The organism is Glaciecola petra (assembly GCF_031846345.1).
In the GTDB taxonomy this organism is placed as follows: Bacteria; Pseudomonadota; Gammaproteobacteria; order Enterobacterales; family Alteromonadaceae; genus Glaciecola; species Glaciecola petra.
This window is the reverse complement of the sequence record NZ_JAVRHX010000001.1, coordinates 180,530-204,364: the sequence shown is the minus strand read 5'-3', so window position 1 is coordinate 204,364 and position 23,835 is coordinate 180,530. Positions and strand designations below refer to the sequence as shown.

21 protein-coding genes and 1 riboswitch are annotated in these 23,835 nt (G+C 39.7%); of the genes, 10 read left to right on the top strand and 11 right to left on the bottom strand.

Annotated features, from left to right (window positions below; genetic code table 11):
- Window positions 1-23: 23 nt before the first annotated feature.
- The 3 genes from RM552_RS00905 to RM552_RS00895 are packed head-to-tail and all read right to left on the bottom strand — an operon-like array spanning window position 24 to window position 5,064.
- The gene (locus RM552_RS00905) at window positions 24-863 is read right to left on the bottom strand and encodes a hypothetical protein (RefSeq protein WP_311366919.1); all 840 of its coding nucleotides are present in this window, start codon (window positions 861-863) and stop codon (window positions 24-26) included.
- A 22-nt stretch (window positions 864-885) separates the two neighbouring features.
- Window positions 886-3,996 carry an efflux RND transporter permease subunit gene (locus RM552_RS00900; protein WP_311366918.1) on the bottom strand — a complete coding sequence of 1,037 codons (3,111 nt, stop codon included), beginning with the start codon at window positions 3,994-3,996 and terminating at the stop codon, window positions 886-888.
- Window positions 3,997-5,064, bottom strand: coding sequence for an efflux RND transporter periplasmic adaptor subunit (locus tag RM552_RS00895; protein ID WP_311366917.1), 1,068 nt, complete (start codon window positions 5,062-5,064; stop codon window positions 3,997-3,999).
- 76 nt (window positions 5,065-5,140) lie between these two features.
- On the opposite strand from RM552_RS00895, the gene RM552_RS00890 reads away from it, so the two are divergent.
- The 3 genes from RM552_RS00890 to RM552_RS00880 all read left to right on the top strand — a co-directional run bounded on the left by RM552_RS00890 (window position 5,141) and on the right by RM552_RS00880 (window position 8,323).
- On the top strand, window positions 5,141-5,680 hold the full coding sequence (locus RM552_RS00890; protein ID WP_311366916.1) for a hypothetical protein: 540 nt from the start codon (window positions 5,141-5,143) through the stop codon (window positions 5,678-5,680).
- 95 nt (window positions 5,681-5,775) lie between these two features.
- Window positions 5,776-7,536, top strand: coding sequence for an acyl-CoA dehydrogenase family protein (locus RM552_RS00885; protein ID WP_311366915.1), 1,761 nt, complete (start codon window positions 5,776-5,778; stop codon window positions 7,534-7,536).
- Between the two features lie 310 nt (window positions 7,537-7,846).
- A complete protein-coding gene (locus RM552_RS00880; protein ID WP_311366914.1) occupies window positions 7,847-8,323 on the top strand; it encodes a DUF3718 domain-containing protein in 477 nt (158 codons plus the stop codon).
- Window positions 8,324-8,431: 108 nt separating this feature from the next.
- Here RM552_RS00880 and megL read toward each other — a convergent pair whose 3' ends face one another.
- Window positions 8,432-9,640 (bottom strand): methionine gamma-lyase, encoded by a 1,209-nt coding sequence (gene megL, locus RM552_RS00875; protein WP_311366913.1) that lies wholly within the window; start codon window positions 9,638-9,640, stop codon window positions 8,432-8,434.
- 182 nt (window positions 9,641-9,822) lie between these two features.
- Between megL and RM552_RS00870 the strand changes: the two genes are divergently transcribed.
- On the top strand, window positions 9,823-10,296 hold the full coding sequence (locus RM552_RS00870; RefSeq protein WP_311366912.1) for an Lrp/AsnC family transcriptional regulator: 474 nt from the start codon (window positions 9,823-9,825) through the stop codon (window positions 10,294-10,296).
- Here RM552_RS00870 and RM552_RS00865 read toward each other — a convergent pair.
- The 3 genes from RM552_RS00865 to RM552_RS00855 form a co-directional block, all read right to left on the bottom strand.
- Complete coding sequence (locus tag RM552_RS00865; protein ID WP_311366911.1) at window positions 10,293-10,781, bottom strand: GNAT family N-acetyltransferase; 489 nt, start codon at window positions 10,779-10,781, stop codon at window positions 10,293-10,295. The two genes, RM552_RS00870 and RM552_RS00865, sit on opposite strands and share 4 nt — an antisense overlap.
- A gap of 65 nt (window positions 10,782-10,846) precedes the next feature.
- Window positions 10,847-11,389 carry a DUF3016 domain-containing protein gene (locus RM552_RS00860; RefSeq protein ID WP_311366910.1) on the bottom strand — a complete coding sequence of 181 codons (543 nt, stop codon included), beginning with the start codon at window positions 11,387-11,389 and terminating at the stop codon, window positions 10,847-10,849.
- Window positions 11,390-11,544: 155 nt separating this feature from the next.
- Window positions 11,545-11,907, bottom strand: coding sequence for a hypothetical protein (locus RM552_RS00855; protein WP_311366909.1), 363 nt, complete (start codon window positions 11,905-11,907; stop codon window positions 11,545-11,547).
- A gap of 400 nt (window positions 11,908-12,307) precedes the next feature.
- Between RM552_RS00855 and ccoG the strand changes: the two genes are divergently transcribed.
- The 4 genes from ccoG to RM552_RS00835 all read left to right on the top strand — a co-directional run bounded on the left by ccoG (window position 12,308) and on the right by RM552_RS00835 (window position 17,929).
- Complete coding sequence (ccoG, locus tag RM552_RS00850; protein WP_311366908.1) at window positions 12,308-13,747, top strand: cytochrome c oxidase accessory protein CcoG; 1,440 nt, start codon at window positions 12,308-12,310, stop codon at window positions 13,745-13,747.
- Window positions 13,740-14,723, top strand: a complete 984-nt coding sequence (locus RM552_RS00845; protein ID WP_311366907.1) for a serine/threonine protein kinase — start codon at window positions 13,740-13,742, stop codon at window positions 14,721-14,723. The genes ccoG and RM552_RS00845 overlap by 8 nt, the downstream gene beginning before the upstream one ends.
- Window positions 14,724-14,778: 55 nt before the next feature.
- Window positions 14,779-15,072: riboswitch (cobalamin riboswitch) on the top strand.
- A 61-nt stretch (window positions 15,073-15,133) separates the two neighbouring features.
- A complete protein-coding gene (locus tag RM552_RS00840; protein WP_311366906.1) occupies window positions 15,134-17,125 on the top strand; it encodes a TonB-dependent receptor plug domain-containing protein in 1,992 nt (663 codons plus the stop codon).
- Between the two features lie 165 nt (window positions 17,126-17,290).
- On the top strand, window positions 17,291-17,929 hold the full coding sequence (locus tag RM552_RS00835) for a thiol:disulfide interchange protein DsbA/DsbL (RefSeq protein WP_311366905.1): 639 nt from the start codon (window positions 17,291-17,293) through the stop codon (window positions 17,927-17,929).
- Between the two features lie 116 nt (window positions 17,930-18,045).
- On the opposite strand, the gene RM552_RS00830 is transcribed toward RM552_RS00835, so the two are convergent.
- From RM552_RS00830 to RM552_RS00820, 3 genes are all read right to left on the bottom strand, one after another.
- Window positions 18,046-19,611, bottom strand: a complete 1,566-nt coding sequence (locus tag RM552_RS00830; protein ID WP_311366904.1) for a SulP family inorganic anion transporter — start codon at window positions 19,609-19,611, stop codon at window positions 18,046-18,048.
- Window positions 19,612-19,701: 90 nt separating this feature from the next.
- Entirely contained in the window at window positions 19,702-20,016 is a 315-nt protein-coding gene (locus RM552_RS00825; protein WP_311366903.1) for a BolA family protein, read from the bottom strand.
- A gap of 55 nt (window positions 20,017-20,071) precedes the next feature.
- The gene (locus RM552_RS00820) at window positions 20,072-20,752 is read right to left on the bottom strand and encodes an alpha-ketoglutarate-dependent dioxygenase AlkB family protein (RefSeq protein ID WP_311366902.1); all 681 of its coding nucleotides are present in this window, start codon (window positions 20,750-20,752) and stop codon (window positions 20,072-20,074) included.
- A gap of 273 nt (window positions 20,753-21,025) precedes the next feature.
- On the opposite strand from RM552_RS00820, the gene RM552_RS00815 reads away from it, so the two are divergent.
- Together RM552_RS00815 and RM552_RS00810 are read left to right on the top strand one after the other, a co-directional pair.
- Window positions 21,026-22,225, top strand: a complete 1,200-nt coding sequence (locus RM552_RS00815) for a methyltransferase (RefSeq protein ID WP_311366901.1) — start codon at window positions 21,026-21,028, stop codon at window positions 22,223-22,225.
- 60 nt (window positions 22,226-22,285) lie between these two features.
- Entirely contained in the window at window positions 22,286-22,921 is a 636-nt protein-coding gene (locus tag RM552_RS00810) for a peptidylprolyl isomerase (RefSeq protein ID WP_311366900.1), read from the top strand.
- Window positions 22,922-22,935: 14 nt separating this feature from the next.
- On the opposite strand, the gene RM552_RS00805 is transcribed toward RM552_RS00810, so the two are convergent.
- Window positions 22,936-23,751, bottom strand: coding sequence for a class I SAM-dependent methyltransferase (locus RM552_RS00805; RefSeq protein WP_311366899.1), 816 nt, complete (start codon window positions 23,749-23,751; stop codon window positions 22,936-22,938).
- Window positions 23,752-23,835 lie beyond the last annotated feature (84 nt).

Genomic DNA, 23,835 nt, shown 5'->3' with positions numbered 1-23,835 from the left:
TCACTGACTAAACTTAGCCACACTTAATTTAACCGTACTTGATACACCCAATCAATAAAAGGATTCGCTTCAGGTAACCACTCTTTGCCTTTCACCTCAATATTATCAACGCCCATTTGTCTTAAACTACTTATATCGTAATAAAATCCATAGTATTTGTAAGACTGGTAAATTGATTCATATTCATTCCATTGTCCATAATATGGAATGTTTTTATCTAAAGCAGGGCTTATTTTATTGTAATACTGTTCTTCAATTTGAAGTAAATCGGCTAGATAAATTTCAGCAGTAAAAGGGACACATTGTCCAAAGCGATCTCTAATTTGCATCATTTGAGGACAGTTCGAACGCTGTTGCAAGCGCTCAACACGATCACTTAGATTATTTTCTACAATAACCATCTCATAGTTTAATCGCCCGACAGACATTAAATTATTTCGACCATTAAATGCTGCTTCTAATTGTTTGAGTATATTAGCTTGTCGAGGCCCGCCATGATAAACGACTAATGAGCTGCGATTTAAAATCTTTTTAGAAGCAGCAACAAATAGGTAATTAGCACAAGACGACATGCAAAGGTCAAGAACTTCGATGACCGTATTGTTCTCTATCATGAAGTTACCCAGTCGCATAGCGCTTGCCATATCGCCACCGCCACTATCTATGATTAACTTATCGTCAGGACGCAATAAGTTTAAAGCTTTATCAACCTTAGGAGGAGTAATTTCACCAACAAAGTAAACGCTAGATTGACCATTTGACTCTTTGCGATAAACGTCTTCTTCATCCAAATAATGGTCAAAAAATGCGAGCAAAGCCCCTAAAAGCAAAATCCATACAGCAAAATTAAATATAAGCTTCATAGTAAAGACAACTAACTAGTCATCAACTCTCAGCACCTTTAACATAGGGTATTTCTTCACTCAGTTTTTCTAACTTCTTAGTGCGCTTAAGTGGTGATCCAGTGCGTCTTGCCAAATACGAATATGCTGTAGGTATAATAAAAAGCGTCATAAATACACTGAACAATACCCCTGAAAAGATTACCATCCCTATCACGGCTCGAGATTCTGCGCCCGGGCCCGTTGCTAATACAAGAGGTAAAGCACTAAACAGTGTTGTAAAAGCAGTCATAACGATAGGCCTTAAGCGCAGCATCGATGCACGTTTGATGGCTTCTTCAAATTCAGCTCCGGCATCCCTGAGTTGGTTCGTAAATTCAACAATCAATATCCCATTTTTTGCTGCTAAACCAATCAACATCACTAAACCTATCTGACTATAAATATTAATCGAAAAGCCAGATAAATATAAGCCTACGTATGCTCCAACCAAGGCTAAAGGTACAGTTAGCATAATCACCAATGGATGTATCCAACTTTCAAACTGAGCGGCAAGCACCAAGTATGTCACGGCTAAAGCAAGCGCAAAAATAAACACAAATGATGAACCCGATTCTTGATATAACTGTGATTCACCTTTGTAATCAATAGATACTTCTGCGGGTAATTCTGTAGCCACAATATTTTCTAAAAATGCTAGAGCTTCACTAATCGTATAACCATCTTTTAAATTTGCACTAATGGTAACTGCTCGCATCCGATTATATCGATTAAGTGTATTTGATGTTGCTTGCTCATTGACTTCCAATAGGTTATCCAAAGGAATTAATTGTCCACTACGATTGCTACGTACATAAATATTATCAATACTATTGGGGCTTCTATAATCAGCTTCATTGCCTTCCATGATCACGTCATATTCTTGGCCACGATCGAGATAAGTTGACACTCTGCGCTGTCCTAGCATAGTCTCAAGGGTTCGCCCAATCTCAGAAATAGACACGCCTAAATCAGCGGCTCTATCGCGATCAATGCGCACCAATAACTGTGGTGAAGTTTCTTTATAGTCAGAGTCAATGCGCAACAAATTGGGGTTTTCCGATGCTTTTTGAATGAGTATATCCCTCCATTCAACCAACTCTTCATAGGTATTGCCTTGGAGTACAAACTGAACTGGCCTGCCAAGTCCTCTGCCACCCAGCGCAGATCTCATTATCGCAAATGCTCGCACATCAGGAATCGACGAGAGTTTCCCACTTACTTCGTTCATTAAATCAAAGGTCGTGCGTTCTCTACTTTCCCAGTCACCCATACCCACTATCGCAATCCCAGCAGTACCACCAAAGCCAGGTGTTCTAACCAACACCCTTACTACTTCGCCAGTCTCTCTATAGGGCAAAAGTATCTCTTCTATTTTCTCAAGATTACGAGAATTACTCTCGTAACTGGCACCCTGTTGCGCTTGCATGGCAATAAAAAAGTTTCCGCGGTCTTCTTTGGGTACAAACTCTTCGGGAATTTTGCTTTGCAACTGATAAATAATTGCCAAGCTTGCAAAAATCAATATTGCCATCAGTAGTGGCTGTTTCATACTTGTACCAAGAGTATTGTAATATTTGCTTTCGAGGTTTTTAAAACTCTTATCGATAAACTGACCAAAACCAGATGAACGTTCTCTTTTCTTTAAAAGCTTCGACGCTAGCATTGGTGAAAGTGTCAAAGCGGTAAAGCTTGAAAATGCAACAGCTGCGGCTATGGCGATTGCAAATTCAGTAAACAAACGGCCAATGTTACCTTCCAAGAATACTAGAGGGACAAAAACGGATATAAGCACCAAAGTGGTCGCGATAACCGCAAACCCAACTTCTCTAGCACCACGATAGGCAGCTAAAATAGGGTCTTCTCCCATTTCAATCCGTCTATAAATGTTTTCCAATACAACAATCGCATCATCAACCACCAATCCAATAGCTAACACCAATGCTAGTAGCGTTAGCAAATTTATTGAAAAACCTAACGCAAACATCACTATAAAAGCGGCGACCAAAGACACAGGTACTGTTAATGCAGGGATAAGCGTTGCTCTTACGTTGCCTAAAAACAAATAAATGACGACGATTACCATAAGCATAGCAATGCCTAAAGTATTGTATACTTCACTAATAGATTCTTCGATAAAGACCGAAGAATCATAACTGGGGACAATAAAAATATTGTCGGGTAAGGTTTTCTGAATTTGCGTAATAGCGTCGCGAGCTGCTTTCGCTACTTCAAGGGTATTTGCTTTTGACTGCTTAACAATCCCTAAGCCAATCATATTGACGCCGTCGCCTCTGAAATCAGTCTCATCATCCTCTGCGGTGAGTTCGACTTGAGCAACATCTGACAATTTAATTAAATAGCCGTCAGCCCCTGCCCCTACCGTTAATTTAGCAAAATCATTGGGTGATAAAAAACTACGGGCAACACGTACATCAAAATCTCTATCGTTTGACTCAACTCGCCCAGCAGGCAACTCAACATTCTCTGAAGAAATGACTCGCTCTATATCGTTTACAGTGATTCCGCGCGCGGCCATTGCATTTCGGTCAAGCCAAACTTTCATCGCATATGTGCGGCCCCCACCGATGTTTATTCTGGCCACACCATCGGCAATTGATAAGCGATCAACAACAAATCGGTCAGCATAATCGGTAAGCTCCATAGTATTGAGGTTTGTACTTCTTAGGTTATACCAAACAACAACATCTTCGTCAGAATTAGACTTTGCAACCTCAGGTGGAAAGGCTTGATCAGGCAGGTTATTGAGCGCTCTTGAAATACGTTCACGAACATCATTAGAGGCCGCATCTATGTCGCGACTGAGATTAAATTCAATGGTAATAGACGAGCGGCCGTTCCGACTTGAAGAAGAAATATTTTTAATGCCTTCAATACCAGAAATACGATCTTCTAATATCTGCGTGATCCTTGTTTCAATTATTTCGGCAGATGCTCCAGGGTAACTAGTATTCACTGAAACAATAGGGGGATCGATATCTGGATATTCGCGCAACGATAAAAAGGTAATTGCGACAATTCCAAATACTAATAATAAAAGATTAACGACACTAGCGAATACTGGCCGTTTGACTGACACATCTGAGAGTAACATTTATACCGCACCTTGGTTGTCTAACAAGCGTACAGGTGAGCCATCACGGACTCTCAATGTGCCTTGTGTAATCACTTTTTGCCCCGCATTTAAGCCTGACGTTATTTGCACCCAACCTGGCTTACGCTCACCCACTACAACGAGCGTTTTAATGGCTTTGTTTTCGCCATTTACCACAAAAACAAACTGTTCATCGCCCTGCGGAACCAGCGCACTTTCTGGCACAACTAAGGCATTTAGTACACGTTTCTCTAAATTTATTTGCATCAACATACCTGGACGCAAACGCAAGTCTTTATTAGGAATCTGCGCTCTAACTTGTATTGATCGAGTCTGGGGGTCAATGCGAGATTCTATATTGGTTATTTGTCCTTCGAATTGTTCACCCGGATAGGCTATTGAGGTCACAAAAACACGTTGTCCTTGTTGTACGCTTGATAAGTGAACCTCAGCAATGGAAAAGTCGACCTTCATAATACTTAAGTCATCAAGGGTAGTTATAGTATCACCTGGCCTGATCAAGCTGCCGATACTCACTTGTCGTATGCCAAGTCGACCCGAAAATGGGGCACTTACTGTAAGTTCTTGCAAATTTGCTTTGGCAACTTCTCGTTGTGCCAAGATGCTTTGTACTCGAGACTGTTGTTCATCTAATAATTGCTCAGAAGCTGCACTTTGTTGTGCTAAACCTTTGATTCGTTCGAGTTGTCGTTTAGCTTCAGTAAGGTTGATATTTAACTCATTAAGTCTAGCAATTTGCGCACGATTGTTAAGTTCAACTAATAACTGACCTTGCTTGACAACAGCACCATCCTCGAATAGTACTTTAGTAACTGTTTGCGCTTGTTGTGCGGTGATGTTTACAGACTCATTGGCGACTGCTGTGCCCAACGCTTCAACCACGATTGGAAAGGCTTCGTTAGTGGCCTTTTGCACTACCACTGGTGTCAGCCCACCGGCACGGCCACCTTGTTGACCTTGTTCTTGTGGCCAATTTAAATAAATTAAAAAAGCTACTAAGACGATTACACCAACCAATAAAGGTGAAAACTTAAAAATTTTAGACATATTACTCTCTTGTTTAAGGGTACAAATATTTACTTTCGCAAAATAACCCTTGTATATCGCTATGGTGCCCACTAAAGTGCGCTCTATTAATCATCATTATAGTACGCCAATCATGATTTCTGGATTTAAAATTTCTGTTTTATTATTCATTAGCCTATTTATTGTGGGATGTAGTGAACCTAACCCAGCAGATCCTAGCTGTAGAGTACTTCCGCAGGCACTATCTAGCCAAACAGGTAAAGGCGCTTGTATCATAAAATTAAATAATAAGTTGTTGGTCACAATTAATACAGATGGACTATATGACCTAGCAAAGACGAATAATCTTTCAATTCAACCTGCACAATGTGCTGCTCATAATAGTTTGTGGCTACAGACCGGTTTTAATGCGCAAGTGCAACACTCTGTTGGTGTTCAAAAAGATGGCACTTGGTTATATCAATGCAGTCTACGAGCTGGTTACGATGGCAACGAAGCGTCTTTTGACGCACCTTATTGGAGTGAGTCAGACATTAAAGCTGTGGGTTTTATTGATATATTTTCTACAAACCAAGACCAATGGGCGTATCCCGACGAATTGGTGTTTATTCGTGACGCTTTTATAAGAGCAAATTAACAATAAGTTCTACTTACCCTAGGCATCAGTAAAATAAATGAGCATTTTCAGGAATTATTCGTATTATAAGCGCAATGCTTTAATAGGAGTTATGAATGCCTCAATACCTTGCCCCACTCACCGATTTTGAATTTTTGTACAACGATTGGCTTGATCTCAATAGCCATTATCTCGCCATTAACGCTGAGGGTATGGACAGCGAACTAGCGCTAGAAGTGCTAAATCAAGGCGCCAAATTTGCTCAAGACGCGGTTTCTCCACTTAATAGAGAAGGTGACGAAATAGGCTGCAAGCTCATTGACGGTAAAGTTATTACTCCCAATGGATTTGCCAGTGCCTATCAAGAATATATCGCTAATGGCTGGAACGCTATGTTAGGTAATCCAGATTTTGATGGCCAAGATTTACCATATTCGATGGCAGTTCCCGTGCACGAAATGCTAAATTCTGCCAACCTGAGTTGGCGATTGACATCTATGCTGACAGAAAGTGCGGTATTAGCCGTCAACAAACATGCGACCGACAAATTGAAAGAGCAATATTTGGCAAAGTTAATTAGTGGTGAGTGGACTGGTACGATGAACCTTACCGAACCACAAGCAGGCACTGACCTATCGTTATTATCGACTAAAGCTATTCCACAGCAAGACGGCAGTTATGCTATTACCGGAAGCAAAATTTTCATTTCAAGTGGTGATCACGATTGGACGAATAATATTGTGCATTTAGTGCTAGCAAGACTGCCCGACGCCCCTAAAGGTGTGAAAGGGATAAGTCTATTTTTGGTTCCCAAATTTATTTTAGACGATGACAACGAGCCTGGCGAAGCAAATACCCTCAGTGTGGGTAGCATTGAAAAGAAAATGGGCTTAAAGGGCAGTCCAACTTGTGTGATGAATTATGACAGCGCTAAAGGTTGGTTGATAGGGGATGAAAATCAAGGTTTAGCGTGTATGTTTACGATGATGAACGACGCCCGTTTTCAGGTAGGTATGCAGGGCCTTGGTACATGTGAAGCCTCGTATCAAGGCGCACTAAAATATGCGCGTGAACGGCTACAATCTAGGTCGCCTAGTGGACCAAAGCAAACTGACGCGAAAGCTGATGCCATTTTACATCAACCTGATGTGCGAAAAATGTTGCTTACACAAAAAGCATTTACAGAAGGCTTGCGTGCTTTGTCGTTGCTTTATGCACAACAAATGGATATTGAAAAATTCTGCAAGGATTATCGTCAACAGCAGGCTCAACAAATTATTGCGTTTTTAACACCAATATTTAAAGGGTTTGCCACTGATATAGCTACCGAAGTTTGCAATTTAGGTATTCAAATATACGGTGGACATGGCTACGTGCGCGAATGGGGAATGGAGCAATTGGTTCGCGACACACGTATCGCACAGTTATATGAAGGTACTAATGGTATCCAAGCCGCTGATTTAATTGGCCGTAAATTAACACGTGATGGCGGCCTTATGCTCAATGCTACGGTCGAAATGTTGTCAGCTAGAATAAACGGAATGACAAATAAAAAACAACTCGAACAAGCGCAGTTGCTTTTACATGAGTGGCATCAAACATCTTGTCAACTAATGGGATTAGACAATGTTGATGTGGCCGGAGCGGCAACAGACTACTTGCATTATAGCGCCTATGTACTTTTAGGTATTTTGTGGCTAGAAATGGCTGATGCTGCCAAAGGTTCAAGTAATTCTTTAATAAAAGCAGGTAAAATGCGAACTTGTGAGTTTTATTTAAAACGGATATTACCTCGCAAAGATACACATAAAAGTGCATTACTAACATCGGCGGACGATCTTATGTCGATAGATGACCAAGAGTTTGACTACATCTAAACCCATCAAAGCTAAGATTTGCATAAGACATCTGTTACTCATGTCTTGCTTTGGCATATGGTTTTAGTGCAATTTACGTTAATTTTGTTAGCGATGCGCATGCATTGTAAATTACTTATTAACCAAATTGCACTCTATTGATAAAAAATGTAATTAAATTACATTTATTAAGTAAACCGAACATTAAATTAAGTTATTTTCGTAATATAATTACAAAAAAGGCTTTATTTTCCTAATTTTTGACAGATAATGTAATTGACTTTCAAATTGGTGAGGGTCAATTATATATATTTCATCTTAGGGGAATACTATGAAAATTCGCACAATCGCAATGTTAGCCGCTATGGCTTCGGCAAGTTCTTTTTGCGCAATAGCAGAAACGCAAGAATTTAAGTTTAAAGCTGTTGATCAAAACCTAGAAACACAGGTATGTTTAAAGGCTGCTACTGAAGGTCTAGCATCAGCTAAACAATTAGTGTCAGAAAACGATATTAACTTCAGCTTTTTTAATAAAACAGTCACGTGTAATGGTGAGTCACTTAAAAGCTTTGCCAATTTATATTACAAAAGCGCTGTTGACGTTAATGAGCCAAAAGTTGTTGCTGTTAGAGCTAAGAACGCCAATGTAGAGTCTCAGTTATGCCTAGATGCATTAATTATCGGCGAAGAACAAGCGCGTCAGAAGCACGATTTGCAAGGTGTTGAAGTGACTTGTAATGATAAACCTTTGTCAATATTTGTTCGCAAGTTTGAAAGACAAAACTTGACTGTAAAGTTGGCAGATTAAATGATAAGTATTGCTGAAGTTAACCTAAATTCAGGTTAATATGTGGCTCCTACTTTGGGTAAGAGCCACTATCAGTTTTATCATAGTTAAGTAGATGACATTGCCTTACTAGGCAACTGTTTTAATTGACGAATTATTTAATGCTTGTTGCAAGTCGTCAATAATATCATCGCAAGATTCTAGTCCCACCGACAATCGTATTAAATCATCACTAATGCCATGATGAATGCGCTGCTCTGGGCTATATGTGCTGTGAGTCATACTCGCTGGATGTTGTATTAAACTTTCTGCATCTCCTAGAGAAACCGCACATTGAATTAACGATAGTTTGTCTATCAGCCTTTTCCCAGCCAACATCCCACCATGTACTTCAAACGCTATCATACCGCCAAACAATTGCATTTGTTTAGTAGCAAGGTGATGTTGACTAAAACTTGATAATCCTGGGTAATATACGTTTTTTACCTGTGTATTATTTTCTAAGTATTTTGCTATGTTCATGGCTGACTCACAATGCTGTTTCATGCGTAGTTCAAGTGTTTTTAAACCACGCATAATTAACATTGCTGTAAAAGGTGACATACATGCACCCGTCATATCTTTTACGCCCTCAATTCGTATGCTTTGAATCAACTCTGCCTTGGCACAAATTAAACCAGCAATTAAATCTCCATGCCCACCTAAATACTTGGTGGCAGAATGAACAACTATATCTGCTCCTAGCGCTATCGGTTGTGTAATGAACGGACTTGCATAGGTATTATCCACAACAGTTAATATACCCGCATTTTTTGCGATTTCCGACACCAATTTAATATCGACTAACGCCATTGTTGGATTGGCTGGCGTTTCGTAATAAATAACTTTGGTTTTATTTGAGATAGCTGGGAGTAAATTGTCAGTATTAGACAAATCGATATGCGTTACTGTTACACCAAATTTTGCTAAACCCTGATGCAAAAATGCATAAGTGCAACCATAAAGTGTTTTGTCGACTATAATTTCATCGCCTGCGCTTAGCAGCGTCCATAAGGTTGATGTAATTGCAGCTATGCCTGAAGCTACTGCGAGTCCTTCTTCAGCGCCTTCTAAACAGGCTATTCGTTGCTCTAGAATAGATAAAGTGGGATTAGAAACCCGAGAATAAAAATGCCCTTCACATTTTCCTGCAAATAAGGCTTCACCGTGTTCTGCATTTTCAAAAGTAAAAGTTGAACTAAGGTGCATAGGTGGATTTAGTGCACCTTGATGTTCCTGAGCATCGTAAGCATGATGGATTGCCCTAGTTGCAAAACCCTGGCCTTTGTTATGTATCATAAAACTTAACCGCTAATAAAAAATAATTGTACACATTACAATGTTATTCCAATATGCTCGCAATTAAATTGTTAATTATTCCACGTTGAGAAGAAATTTTGGCAGATTATGCTAACATTAAATTTTCATAATACGCTTTATTGCGCTTCACAATATACAAATAATATAAGGAGTGAGTGAATATGGACAAAGTAGATCGCCATATTATTAGAGAGTTACAACAAAACTCACGCATTACAAATCAAGAGCTATCTGAGAGAGTGAATTTAAGCCCTTCTCCCTGCTTGCGAAGGGTAAAAGCTTTAGAGCAGAGCGGCATTATCAAAGCTTACACGCTTGAGGTTGACAACGAAGCATATGGACTGCCGGTAACTGTGTTTGTGCAAGTACAATTAGAAAAACATACACAAGATGTCGTCAAACACTTTGAGGCTCAAATATTAATGGTCGACAGTGTGTTAGAGTGCTTTGTGATGACAGGAAAAGCCGATTACTTATTAAAAGTGTTAGTAAAAGACCTGCATGACTATGAATATTTTGTGCGTCAAAGCCTCCACCCTATAGGCAGTATAGCTTCTATTGACACAAGCTTTGCTTATGGGGTGATTAAAAAAACCGCCGTACTTCCCGATAGAAAAGTTCAAAAATTAGGTTAACTTAGACTTTTTTGCCAAAATTGTGCATCACCTAACTCAGGGTTTAATTGGTAAGGGCTAAAACCTGCTTTTTTATATGCCTTAATGGCTGGTGTATTGCCACTCAGCACTTCGAGGGTTAACTTTTTATATCCATGCTCTCTTGCAAATGACTCAATACCTGCCATTAGCATCAAGCCAATCCCCTTGCCTCTATGTTGAGTATTCACTGCAAAGTCGTGGACATTTAGAATAGAACTTGCAGAGAAGGTAGAAAAGCTTTCAATGCAGTTGGCAAAACCAAGAGCTTCGTCTTCGTCGTAAACAATAAAAGAATGCATAAAAGGTTTAGATTTAAGTTTTTGAGGAAGCTTCTCCAGCACCTCGTTCTCGATAGCTTCAGCCCCACCCATTGGATCAATTGCGTACATTTGCAACAAATCCATTAACGTGGCTACTTGTTCAGCAGAACAATAATCAACCTTTTTAACAATGTAAGTAGACAAGGACAATATAACACCTAGCGCTCAAGTGCAGTTTGCTAAGATTTAACAAACTGCGTTTATACCCATTATGCGTCAGATTTCACTAAGTTGTCTTTAAACCACTCACTGAGCATGTGTTTTTCATAGCTGTATGGCTCATTTCTTCTTGTAATTCTGGGACCATCTAAAAAGCCCATATCCTTAAGATTTACTTCTTCGGTCTTTAAGATTTGTCCCTCTGCATCGAGCAAATCATATTCAAAAGTAATTCTTGGAATATCGATTTGACGCACAACCCTTATATCACCTGAAGTACCAAAACCATTAATGCCACCTGGCTCAACCCGACCTGCTAAATCTAAGTCAGTAACGCGTATTTTTAGAGATTGACCTTCTGGTAAATCCTCAGATAAATCGACCAGATGCTCTTCAAGTTCTTTAAATACTTGCTTGCGAAACTTAGTACTAGAGGAATTAGCCGAGCGCACATCTCTGTATGATTTTGGCTCAAGCCATTCAACCGCTACTCTGCTCTCATCTTGCGCTACTTCGGTATCCATTGCCGAAGTTGCGTTTGCTGTTTGAACACCCACAAATATGCAGGCCAAAGGAATCATTAATTTTTTCATAAAAATACCCATATTAGTCATACTAATTACCCAGTTAATACTCACTGTAAGTTAACACCGTTTGCAACATCGCATCTTTGTTTGAGGTGCCAGCGAGTTTTTCAAAAATTGCTTCTTGAACAACAATCACGCGTTTTTACCTTTGTATATAAGAGTCAAGAACTTATTAAAAGTTCAGAGTCTGCAATGTCATTGCAAAACTTTTTTAAATTTGCGCCGTATATATAAGGATTTTTATCATCTTTGACACAATACAGTTGGTAAAATTTATTGATACTTTCAACCGTTTCTGTCACTTCTATGACGTAATCAACCTGATGAGGTTTTAAAGACATATTATTGCGCATAAATGTATCACGTAAAGTCATGATTTGTTGGCGCTCTGGCAAACTAGATACCGATTCAAACCATGTTAAAACCTGTTTTGCAGCGTCACCAAAAAAATGTTGCGCAAAAGACGAGCGCAAAAATAGAACCAATAAAATTATTTGTATAATGAGTACGATGGTTTTACGCATACTTAACTTTTAGCTCCAAATGTAACATTACGCGTCAATACGCGATGAACAAGTGCTATATAGGTCGTTTAAGATACAATATGCCTATGCAAGCAGAGTCGTCTACTTTACATTATTTTTATAGGTATACAATATCGATGCCATTACGCTTGATAATAATACAAAAAAACTGATGATTTTGAGGGTTTAGACTCCAACATCTATGCTTTCCTATTTAGTACTCATAAATACTGAATAGGTGTTATCTTAGCCATACAACTAATTTACTAGTTTATTGATCTCAATTAACTTTTATCATCAGGGTTTTGATATACTCAAAGAATAAGCTAATCCCTTGCTACTGACCCTTTGTCATTGAAGATAGCACATATGTGACGGTAACCAATAATGGTCCTTTTATATGACTGAAAAAATTAAAATCAAAGATGTCACGCCGGTTAAAATAGAAAAGTCGGCAGTTCAAATCACCAAACCTAGCTATTCTGCTCGCAACCGAATTTATGTTCGAAAAGTACAAGGTGCATTTGAGACTTTTCGACGTTTATTTGGGTTTATCTTTTTAGGAATATTTGCAATCGGCCCATGGATTAGTTACGCAGGCCAGCAAGCTATTCTGTTTGATCTTGCTGAGCAACGTTTCAATATATTTGGCTTAACTCTGTGGCCACAAGACCTCACGTTATTGGCCTACACCTTAATCGTCTCTGCATTTGCCTTATTTTTCATCACCACTTTTGCAGGTAGAGTTTGGTGTGGTTTTATGTGTCCACAAACCACTTGGACCTATATTTTTATTTGGTTTGAAGAAAAAACAGAAGGTGCTCGAAATAAGCGAATAAAGCTCGACCAACGTAAAATGGATGTAGACAAATTTATACGAAAAGCGGCAAAGCATACTGCATGGGTGCTTGTTGCACTATTAACTTCTTTAACATTTGTTGGTTATTTTGTTCCTATTAATGAGTTATTTATCGACTTCTTTACCTTAAACGTCGGGTTTTGGGCTGGTTTTTGGGTGATTTTCTTCACAGTTTGTACTTATGGAAACGCAGGTTATATGCGAGAAATTATGTGTACTCACATGTGCCCTTATGCCCGTTTTCAATCAGCTATGTTTGATAAAGATACTTTTACAGTTGCGTATGATGCTAATCGTGGCGAAAAAAGAGGACCTCGTTCAAGGAAATTAAGTTCAGATGAGGTTAAACAAAAAGGTCTAGGGGATTGTGTTGATTGCAACCTATGCGTACAGGTATGCCCTACCGGAATAGATATTCGTAATGGTTTACAGTATGAGTGCATAAATTGTGGTGCTTGTGTTGATGCTTGCAATGGTGTGATGGAAAAAATGGGCTATGCCAAGAACTTAATTAGCTTTAACTCCGAACATCAACTAGCTGGTGGAGAAACAAAAATAATTCGACCCAAGTTGGTCGCGTATGCTTTTGTTCTTGCGGTTATGAGCACTTTACTAGTATGGGATGTTGTATCTAGAGTCCCCCTTGAGGTTGACATCATTCGTGACCGTAATTCTTTGGATCGAGAAACAGTTGATGGTTTAATTGAGAACGTATATACCCTAAAAATACTAAACAAGGGCCAAAGCACACAAACCTACACAATAAAGGTTAAGGGGCTCGAAAATGCGACTTATTTTGGTGATAAAGAGCTTACCGTAGAAGGCGGTGGCGTGTATACTTTACCCATCAGTGTTGCGGTCAATCCAATGCAAATTGAAGCAGGAACAAAACAAATTTATTTTCATGTACAAACAATTGGCGATAACGATAACGTTATAGAAGTAGAAGAACCCACCACATTTATTTATACCGGTGTCTGATTTTTCTTTTGCTCATTTAACCCCTTCGTTAATTCTTGATGCTATAGAAAGTCTCGGTGTGCGTGTTAGCTCGGGTCTGCTTGCATTAAATAGCTATGAAAATCGGGTTTACCAGTTTTCAACTGAAGAGCATGGGCGTTTAGTCGTAAAATTTTATCGTCCGCAGCGTTGGACACATGCACAAATTATAGAAGAACACACTTTTTCTGCCGAACTCAAGGCGCATGAATTACCCGTAATATCGCCAGCTATTTTTGATAATAAAAGCCTGCATGAGTATGAAGGGTATCATTTTGTTTTATTTCCTTCAGTTGGTGGAAGAGAGTTTGAAGTAGACAACCTAGACCAAATTGAATGGATGGGCCGCTTGATTGGCCGCATTCATGCTTGCAGTGCAAAACAAGCTTTTGAGCATCGCTTAAGTATAAACGTTGAAGAATATTTACAACAGCCACAAAAAATACTTCGCGAAGGCGATTTAGTTCCTCATCATTTGCATATTCCTTTTTTTACCATATTGGAGCAAGTTAGCGACCTTGCCACCCGACTCTATGCGCAAGGTGAAAGTGGTATTAATATGATAAGACTCCATGGAGACTGCCATCCGGGAAACATTTTGTGGCGCGATGGTCCAAGTTTTGTTGATTTTGATGATTGTCGGTCGGGGCCGGCTATCCAAGACTTGTGGATGATGTTGTCGGGCGATCAACAGCAGCAACAATTGCAACTCATGACCCTACTCGAAGCTTATGAAGAGTTTAATGAATTTGATACACGAGAGTTGGCGTTGATCGAGCCTCTGCGCGCCATGCGCATGGTTCATTATATGGCATGGCTATCAAAAAGATGGGCAGACCCAGCTTTCCCCCGCGCATTTCCATGGTTTGGAGAAGACAAATATTGGGAAAACCAAATTTTATCTCTTAAAGAACAGTTCTCAGCACTACAACAACCTGCAATTCGTCTGCACCCCTGAAATAATTATTTTATATAACATTCTTTTTTATTGTAGTAATTTTTTATTAACACTTTACTATACGGGGTGAGAAGGTGCTTTGACCAAGACGTATGGATAAACGCTTGTTCAAAGGTAAACGGGAAATAGGTGAAAAACCTATGCTGCCCCCGCAACGGTAAGCAACTGAATTTATTCTGACGTTACTATGCTTAGCTAAATTGACGATTCCCAAAATCGTTTTTGGTTTCGCAGGTCATCCACTGTGTTTTCGCAAGCCTCTATTCTTTGGGCTAGCCAACTACAAACATGGGAAGGAGTAACGGAAAATGTTGTGAGCCCGGATACCGGCCTACTCAGGTCGAGTGATTGCTTCAATCACTTTTTTATTTTGTATTGCTCGGGTGGAGCAACCACAAGGAATACCAATCATGTTTTTATACAAAGCAGTGCCCGCTTGTGTCATTTTTACAACGACGCTTGCATATACGTGTGCTCATGCTCACGTTCAAGAACCCACGTTATTAGAAGAAAACGCTAACGATATCGAAAAAATTAGCATTGTTGGGTTTAGAGACAAACTACCCACACCTTTAATTGCAGGTAGTGTTAACGTTATTGACGAGACACAGATTCTCGCGGCAGGTGCCATTTCTATTGTCGATCTCTTACGCACTTTACCCAGTGTCAATATAAGTCAATCAGGTCCTATTGGCAGCTTGAGTGAAATTCGACTAAGAGGAAGTGAAAGCAACCATGTAATGGTACTAGTAGATGGAGTCGAGATAAACGACACCGGCCAAGGCGGCTTAGTTGATCTGTCGCATATATTGTTGACCAATATTGAACGAATAGAAGTACTAAGAGGGCCTCAAAGCGCATTATGGGGCAGCTCTGCTATTGCAGGTGTAATTAGTATTACCAGCAAACAAGCAAGTTCTGAAGAGAACAAAGGGCAAGTTAAACTTGGATGGGGCAACCGCAACACTAGCCAAATATCAGCTCATGCATCACAAATTATAGATAAGTTAAGTATTGCGATGAATCTAAATATGCTTAACACCAATGGCGAAAACATCAGCCGTGAAGGTAGCGAAAAAGATGGCTATAGCAATACCAGCCTATATTCAAAACTTGCATATCGTTTTGATAACTATAATCAGTTAAGAGGAACGATTCGTTATCTTGATTACGAAAATGATTTTGACGCAACTGACTTTTCTACCGGTTTATTAGCCGATGCTAACAATAAAACCCAAGGAGAGCAGATTTCGCTCGGTTTAGATTGGGAATTTGCACCAAGTACTGAGGACGCAGGACAACCATTCTATTCGCAGTTGTTGACAGCTCAATACTCGAAACAGTCTAACGATAACTTTTCAGAAGGTATCTTTAACGGTTCAACAAAGGGGGAAAAGTTGCGCATACTTTGGAACAACCGTTTCCAATTTTCAGGCGATAACTCACTAAATTTAGGTCTTGAAAGCGTAGAAGAGAATTTTGAACAAGTTGGCATTATTAGCTTTGGAGATCCCAACCAAACACAAGATAATTTTAGTTATTCTTTTGTTAGCAATGGCCAATATGCACTAAGCGATGCAATGAATGTTAGCTTAAGTTATCGCTACGACAATAATGATGAGTTCGACAATGCTAGTAGCTACAGGATAGGCGCAACTTATCAAATAAATAATCATTGGAGAGCGTTTATAAGCAATGGTACTGCAGTTAACAACCCAACATTCACTGAGCGTTTTGGATTTTTCCCACAAACATTTTTAGGTAATCCAGATTTAGAACCAGAACAACAAGAAAGCGTAGAGTTGGGGTTAACTTGGTCTGGTGCTTTTTTTGGTGGTTACTTGGGTGGATGGTTGGGTAAAAACAACGAACTACAACTAGCCTGGTTTAAAGCAACACTGCAAAATGAAATTCTTGGCTTTGTTTTTGATGCTAATAGTGGGCAATTTACGGCTCAAAACGCTGACATCAATAGCACTCGAGAAGGTTTCGAAGTAAGCCTTAATGGCGAAATAGACACTTTTAAAAATGGTGCTTCAGTAAATTGGAAGGCTCATTATAGCTATTTAGATGCCAGCGAAAATTCACAAGCAGAATTACGTCGCTCGCCCCATTCAGGCTCTGTTAATATCTCTTATATCAATAACACTCATCAATTCTATCTTCAAGCAGATTACACGGGGAGTCGCCTTGACCGTTTTTTCCCGCCCTTTCCTGAGCCTTCCGTGGTAATAGGATTACAGAGTTATTGGCTTTTAAGTGCAAATTATATATTCACGTACAATAGGTATGTAAACTTCAATGTCAGATTGAGTAATATATTAAATGAGAAGTATGAAGACGTAATTGGCTTTAGCGGAGAATCTAGCCGAGTTATGCTAAGCGCCAGCTATAGGTGGTGAGTTATGCACAAAGATATATTTATCTATGTGCTACAGCGTCGCGAGAGATACCATCTCTCTTCTATGAAATAGAGCGTGTCTTATGATATCCTTGCGGCGGTTTTTCTGAACTAGTAAAGTAATTAGATGTCTTTACTGTTAGCTTTTTTTAAATAGGAATAAACGATGAAAACACTTTTTGCAGCACTTGTATTATTAATGACGGTGTCACTTTTACTGCCAATACAAGCAAATGCTCAAGTAGAACTTTGGCAAGAAGGTAAGCACTATAAGATAATTTCAGACACTAAAACGGCTAAGCCAGAAGTGACTGAATATTTCTCTTTTTGGTGTCCAGCCTGCTATCGCGCTGAGCCCGTAGTTAAGCAAATCAAGGCGCAATTACCAGAAGGTGTCGCATTTAATAAAGTGCACGTTAACTTTATGGGAATGGCCGGTCCGCAGGCGCAAAATGACGCTACTATGGCGATGCAAATTGGGCGTGCTTTGAAGCAAGAAGACGCAATGAATGGCGCTATTTTTAACTATATTCATCGTCAACGCTCTGTAATTAATGACCTAAGTGATATACGAAGCATTTTTGTTGTTAACGGCGTAGACGGGGCGCAATTTGACAAATTGGCAAAGAGCTTTAGCGTTCGCAGCCTAGTAAAACGTAATAACGATAAACTAGCTGAGTTTAGAGAGCATGTATCAGGTGTACCTAATTTTATTATTAACGGTAAATACCAGGCAACATTTACACGAGATATGACTGTACAACAAATGATTGATTTAGTGCTCTGGTTAACAAAGCAAGCTTAATAATCATTCAAGGTTAAAATCGTTTTAATCAAGTCTTGCTTAAAGGGCCTTGTTTAAAAAAATACCGGCGATAAAGGCCGGTATTTTTTTGTCTTATATTCTCAATATTATATCAGTTAGCCAAGGGTATCGCTTGCCACTTTGTAGCGGGGATCTTCGTTTACGTTAATTTCTACATAACGACCGGCTTTTTTCAGCAATACCCGACACTCAGGGCTAATATGACGAATGTGTAAGGTTTTTCCAACACTTTGGTATTTGTCGGCTAAATTATCTAGAGCGTCTATTCCTGATGAATCCCAAATTCTAGACTCGTTAAAATCAATAACCACATCTTGCGGATCGTTTTGTACATCAAAAATATCTTTAAAATGGGTAACCGAACCAAAAAATAACGGGCCTTCGAGTTCATATACTTTCCACCCGTCATCATCTGTATGGGTTTTTGCCATAGTATGCGTTGCATGTTTCCAAGCAAACACTAGTGCCGAAACAATTACGCCAACTACAACTGCAACCGCCAAGTCAGCAATGACAGTAATGCCTGTCACTAAAAATAATACAAAGGCATCTTCCTTATTTACACCTCGGATAATTCGGAAGCTTGCCCACTCAAAAGTAGCAATAACCACAACGAACATTACGCCTACTAAGGCCGCAAGCGGAATCATTTCAATCAATGGCGCTGCAAACAAAATGAATGCCAACAAGACCATGGCAGCGGTAATACCTGATAATCTGCCTCGTCCACCAGAATTGATGTTAATCATGCTTTGGCCAATCATTGCACAACCACCCATGCCACCAAAGAAACCATTGACAGTATTTGCCACACCTTGACCTACACACTCTTTGTTACCACGACCACGGGTGTCTGTCATTTCGTCTATCAACGTAAGTGTTAATAATGACTCAATAAGTCCGACAAGGGATAAAATAATAGCCGTTGGCAGCACGATATAAAGCGTTTCAAGTGAAAACGGCACCATAGGAATAGAAAAACTTGGTAGCTCACCAGCTAATGAGGCCGATTCACGTTGATCGGCAGGCAACATATCACGGACATAATCAATTACCGTGCGGGCATCTAAATCCATAAACGTAACCAACAGCGTTACTGCAACAATAGCCACTAGTGATGCTGGAATGGCGGTGGTTATTTTTGGCAAAATATAAATTATCGCCATGGTCAGGGCAATAAGGCCAAGCATCATATATAGAGTAGAGCCCGTCATCCACTCCCATTCGCCTTGGGCATTCAGCACTTCAAATTGCCCAAGTTGGGCAAGAAAAATTACAATGGCTAAGCCATTCACAAAGCCAAGCATTACCGGATAAGGTACAAGCCTAATAAACTTACCTAACCTGAATACCCCAAACAAGATCTGAATAATACCGGCTAACACAACTGCCGCGAACAAATATTGAACACCATGATTCATTACCAAAGCGACCATAACAACAGCCATGGCTCCGGTTGCGCCAGAAATCATACCAGGGCGACCACCAATTGCTGATGTGATCAGCCCCATCATAAATGCAGCATATAATCCCACCATGGGTTCTACACCGGCTACAAATGCAAATGCTACCGCTTCTGGGACCAAAGCTAAAGCGACCGTGATACCCGAAAGTACATCGTTTTTGACGTTTCCTTGAGCACCATTAAAATGATTAAACATGTAAATTCTTTGCTTGTTGACTTAAGTGGGCGGGAGTTTAACAGAAGTTCAAACAGAATTCTTTTAACAGTTTGTTAATAAAAACCGAGCTTAAATCTTAGAACCTCCCAAACAATTGGGTGAATCAGGACTTTCGGCCTGTCTTTTTAACCATTCGCTTTTGGTGTAAGTATGCAAAGCTAGCGCATGCACTGGTCCTGCTAGTTCTTCTGCAAGCAAGCTGTTAATGCTTCGATGACGTTGCAGTAAACGCTTGCCTTCAAACGTATCACTGATAACTGTTACCTTAAAATGAGTTTCTGAATTTGCAGGCACATTATGCATATGACTCTCATTAACCACGTCCAAGAAATCTGCATTGATATTATCCGATATTTTGTTTTCTATACTTTGTTTGACTGTCATTCTGCGCTTTACTCCAAATACCTGGCATTTTTTAAAATATTAGGCTGTCTCATCTTTATGCCGGATGAACAAACCTAAATGTGAAGTTTATCCTAGGGCCTGTTTGTGTGCGACTTTTATTCATACCGTGTTGCCAATATGTTTGCGTTTGCCCGGCCATTGTTAGCAATGACGAATGTTGCAATTCTATTTTCACACTTTCTTTAGACTGCTTTTGCTTAAAGGTAAAACGACGGGTTTGACCCAAGCTGACAGAGGCAATGGTAGGATTTACACCAAGTTCGGGTTCGTCATCAGCATGCATGCCCATGCTGTCTGAGCCATCACGATATAAATTAGCCAGCACCGAATTAAAACAAACATTGAGAGTTTCTTCACAGAGTGTTTTTAAATGTTTAAGCACTGGATCCCAAGCTAAGGGTTGCATCAATAAGCCAGAATATTTATAAGCCGTATTCGGGTCACCATACCATGCCTGTAAGCGCGGTATTTTATGTTGCTTACCATAAAGCGTTATATGGGCTTGTTGCCAAGCTAATTGGCGGTAAAAGTATGCATACAAACTCATACCGTCTTCATGGCTTAGCCATTTTTCCCTTACATCAACCTTAGCGTTTGGTAGCACTAAGTCGGCAATTAGGCACTCTTTGTTAGCTTTAATCAAACAAAGCTTAGTGATTAAGGCTTCATCTATTGCTTCTTGATTGGCGCCTTGTTCATTTTCTAGGAGCAGCATTTGCGGCTGCTTATATTCATTTTTTTGCATGATTAAAGCGACTATACAACGTTTATTGTCTGTACTGATCCATACGGAAACTATGCTTATGAGTTCATTTTCTTAAAACTCGAAGTTTGGTACCAAAATTATATTTTGCACCTTTGCATCAACTCACCCGAATAGTAGCTAAACTCTTGGATTACATAAGACACACCAATAGAAAATAAGCTTTCACTTTATTTTTAAGGTAAGCTCTACGGTGGCGTAAATAATAGATAAAGGACTTCGCTAGTGGTGACCCAAACTCAGCTCAACAAACATGACTTTTCAATAAACTTACAGCGTTTTCCCACAAAGTCATCTGACAAATCTTTGCGCGCATGGGATGCTGCAGACGAATATTTAATCGACCAACTGGTTGAAAGTGTTAATTTGGCAGATATAAAAACAATCATTGTGATTAATGACAGCTTTGGCGCACTTTGCTGCGCTATACAAGCCTTAGCTCCACACATAAAGATTGACACTTTCACCGACTCATATATGAGTAAATTAGGGATTCAAAACAATATCAACAACAATGCACCTTTAACGGGAAAGAACACTCACATTACCGTCAATAGTAGCCTCGATTTTAATAGCAAGTTAAACAAAGCAGATATTGTTTTGCTTAAAGTGCCAAGAACCCTAGCCTACCTTGATTATCTGCTTGCCCAACTGCGTCTGTATTTGTCTAATGATACCAAGATTCTTGCCGGCGGTATGGTCAAATTAATCACCTCTTCCGTGGTAAAACTGTTTGAAAAACACTTTCCTGGCACAAAGACATCGTTAGCAAAAAAGAAAGCCCGTTTGTTAATTTCTGCGTCTTGTGACGAAATTGAAAATGCGGGGACAAGCGATAATTATAAGGTCAATATAAGCCAAGTAAAAGACGAAGAGCTGGGTTTTACCTTATACAATTGGCCTAATGTATTTTGCCGTGAACAGGTTGATATTGGCGCGCGTTTTCTTTTAAAAACACTTATTAATTATGACTTTGCACAAAAGAATATCATCGATTTGGGTTGTGGAAATGGCATACTTGGTGTTAGCGTGTTACAGCGCTCACCAAACACTCATATGGTCTTTGTCGACGAGTCTTTTATGGCTATTGCATCAGCGAAACAAACCTTAGCACAAGCAGCCGTCGATGATGTTAGTAATGCTGCTGAATTTTATGTTAATCATTGCTTGTCCAATATCACCTTGAAATCGGTAGACGCTGTGTTATGCAATCCTCCATTTCATCAACAAAGCACCGTTACAGAAGATATTGCGTGGCAAATGTTCAAAGACGCATACAAGGTACTAAAACCCCGTGGTCAGTTTTTTGTGGTAGGCAATAGACATCTTGACCACCATATTAAATTAAAGAAATTGTTTGGCAATTGTAAGGCAATTGCAAGTAATGCTAAGTTTGTTGTTTTACTTGCAAGCAAAAGCATTTGATTTTAGTCTGTTGAGCGAGTCTATGGCAATTAGGGCCTTCTTTTTTTATCAGGGTTATTTATGCAAAAATATTGTTGGATTTTACTGTTTTCTCTGCTGACTATAACTGGCGAATTACACGCTCAAGCTCGCCAAAAACCAAAATTGGAAGCACCTATTGGTGCCGCCATCCAAAAAGACAATTATTACCCAAGGGTTAAAATGGAAACCAGTGAAGGTGACATTGTTGTGGAATTAAATAGAGCAAAAGCCCCTCTTACAACCAATAACTTTCTAACATACGTGAAACAAGGTGAATATGACAACACACTGTTCCATCGCATTATTGTTGACTATATTGTACAAGGTGGCGGTTATGATCCTGAATACAAAGATAAAAAAGAAAATTTCAAAATAATTAACGAATCGGGCAATGGTCTAAAAAATGAAATGTATTCGGTTGCGATGGCTCGTATGGGTGACCCACATTCTGCTAAACGCCAATTTTTCTTTAATATGGGTGAAAACAAAAACCTAGATCCTGGCCGAAGATGGGGATATGCGGTTTTTGGCATGGTGATGGAAGGACACGAAGTATTGGACAAGATATCTGCAGTGGAAACACACACTCACCCAGAACTTGGTTTTATTGACGCGCCTATAGAAAACATCATTCTGAAGCGCGTCAGTATCTTACCTGACCCCAATTTTGAATGAGGGCCAGAATACATTTAACGTTTTTTAAATAATAAGGTCATACGGTTAGACTCACCTACTGCGGCGTACTTTTCTTTGTCAACTTCAGTGCGAAGACTCGGTGGCAATGTCCAAACACCACCTTCAATGCCATCAACTACGATAGTATCTTTTGGGTTGTTATGAAAATATGCCTCAGCGACTAGTTCAAAGCCTGCAGCTTTAGCTACCGCAATAACATGAGACTTAGGTAAATATCCTTTCTCGGCCGTTTGAATTGGGTCGTAACCCTCAGGCGCTTCATGTTGCACAATGCCTAATGAACCGCCTTTTTTCAACATCTGGTTAAACTGACTAAAAGCAGCTGCCAAGTCTCCACCGTTTTGTAGGCCATGCAACCCTCTAAAGGTCAACACAAGGTCAGCATTTTTAGTTGCCTCGTGCACATTGGCTTTTGGGTTAAATTCAGCTAACACAACCTTACCATAAACATCGCTATTTTCTTCGAGTTTGGACTCGTAATTGGCGCGCGAACGCTTTCTGTAGCTAGATGCAGAGTCAGCTGGATGATGGGCAGCAACAAATTCACCCGTATCACGCAGCATTGGTGCTAAAATTTCTGAATACCAACCACCTCCTGGCAAAACTTCAACCACTTTGTGATCAGCTTTAATGCCAAAAAATTCGAGTGTGCGATACGGCTGTCTAAACTCATCACGTTTTTGGTTCGCCTCACTACGATGCTCATGTGAATGTTGGCTGTGTCCCTTATGCCCATCAGCATACGCAATGCCACTTAGAGTCACAGCAACACTTAGGCATATTCCAGATATTAGTTTTTTTGTTTTCATAAAATCTTTCCAATGTTAGTAAATCAGTACATTTTTTACTAATTTAACGCTGGGAAAGCTCACTTGGTGAAGGTTTTATTTAAT

Bases quoted from the DNA above. Each gene is read 5' to 3' on its own strand.
- RM552_RS00835 (WP_311366905.1), top strand. From the start codon at position 17,291: ATGAAAACACTTTTTGCAGCACTTGTATTATTAATGACGGTGTCACTT.
- RM552_RS00905 (WP_311366919.1), bottom strand. From the start codon at position 863: ATGAAGCTTATATTTAATTTTGCTGTATGGATTTTGCTTTTAGGGGCT.
- RM552_RS00805 (WP_311366899.1), bottom strand. From the start codon at position 23,751: ATGAAAACAAAAAAACTAATATCTGGAATATGCCTAAGTGTTGCTGTG.
- RM552_RS00820 (WP_311366902.1), bottom strand. From the start codon at position 20,752: ATGCTGCTCCTAGAAAATGAACAAGGCGCCAATCAAGAAGCAATAGAT.
- RM552_RS00885 (WP_311366915.1), top strand. From the start codon at position 5,776: ATGCCTCAATACCTTGCCCCACTCACCGATTTTGAATTTTTGTACAAC.
- RM552_RS00810 (WP_311366900.1), top strand. From the start codon at position 22,286: ATGCAAAAATATTGTTGGATTTTACTGTTTTCTCTGCTGACTATAACT.
- RM552_RS00855 (WP_311366909.1), bottom strand. From the start codon at position 11,907: ATGCGTAAAACCATCGTACTCATTATACAAATAATTTTATTGGTTCTA.
- RM552_RS00840 (WP_311366906.1), top strand. From the start codon at position 15,134: ATGTTTTTATACAAAGCAGTGCCCGCTTGTGTCATTTTTACAACGACG.
- RM552_RS00830 (WP_311366904.1), bottom strand. From the start codon at position 19,611: ATGTTTAATCATTTTAATGGTGCTCAAGGAAACGTCAAAAACGATGTA.
- RM552_RS00870 (WP_311366912.1), top strand. From the start codon at position 9,823: ATGGACAAAGTAGATCGCCATATTATTAGAGAGTTACAACAAAACTCA.
- RM552_RS00880 (WP_311366914.1), top strand. From the start codon at position 7,847: ATGAAAATTCGCACAATCGCAATGTTAGCCGCTATGGCTTCGGCAAGT.
- RM552_RS00860 (WP_311366910.1), bottom strand. From the start codon at position 11,389: ATGAAAAAATTAATGATTCCTTTGGCCTGCATATTTGTGGGTGTTCAA.
- RM552_RS00895 (WP_311366917.1), bottom strand. From the start codon at position 5,064: ATGTCTAAAATTTTTAAGTTTTCACCTTTATTGGTTGGTGTAATCGTC.
- ccoG (WP_311366908.1), top strand. From the start codon at position 12,308: ATGACTGAAAAAATTAAAATCAAAGATGTCACGCCGGTTAAAATAGAA.
- RM552_RS00900 (WP_311366918.1), bottom strand. From the start codon at position 3,996: ATGTTACTCTCAGATGTGTCAGTCAAACGGCCAGTATTCGCTAGTGTC.
- RM552_RS00825 (WP_311366903.1), bottom strand. From the start codon at position 20,016: ATGACAGTCAAACAAAGTATAGAAAACAAAATATCGGATAATATCAAT.
- megL (WP_311366913.1), bottom strand. From the start codon at position 9,640: ATGATACATAACAAAGGCCAGGGTTTTGCAACTAGGGCAATCCATCAT.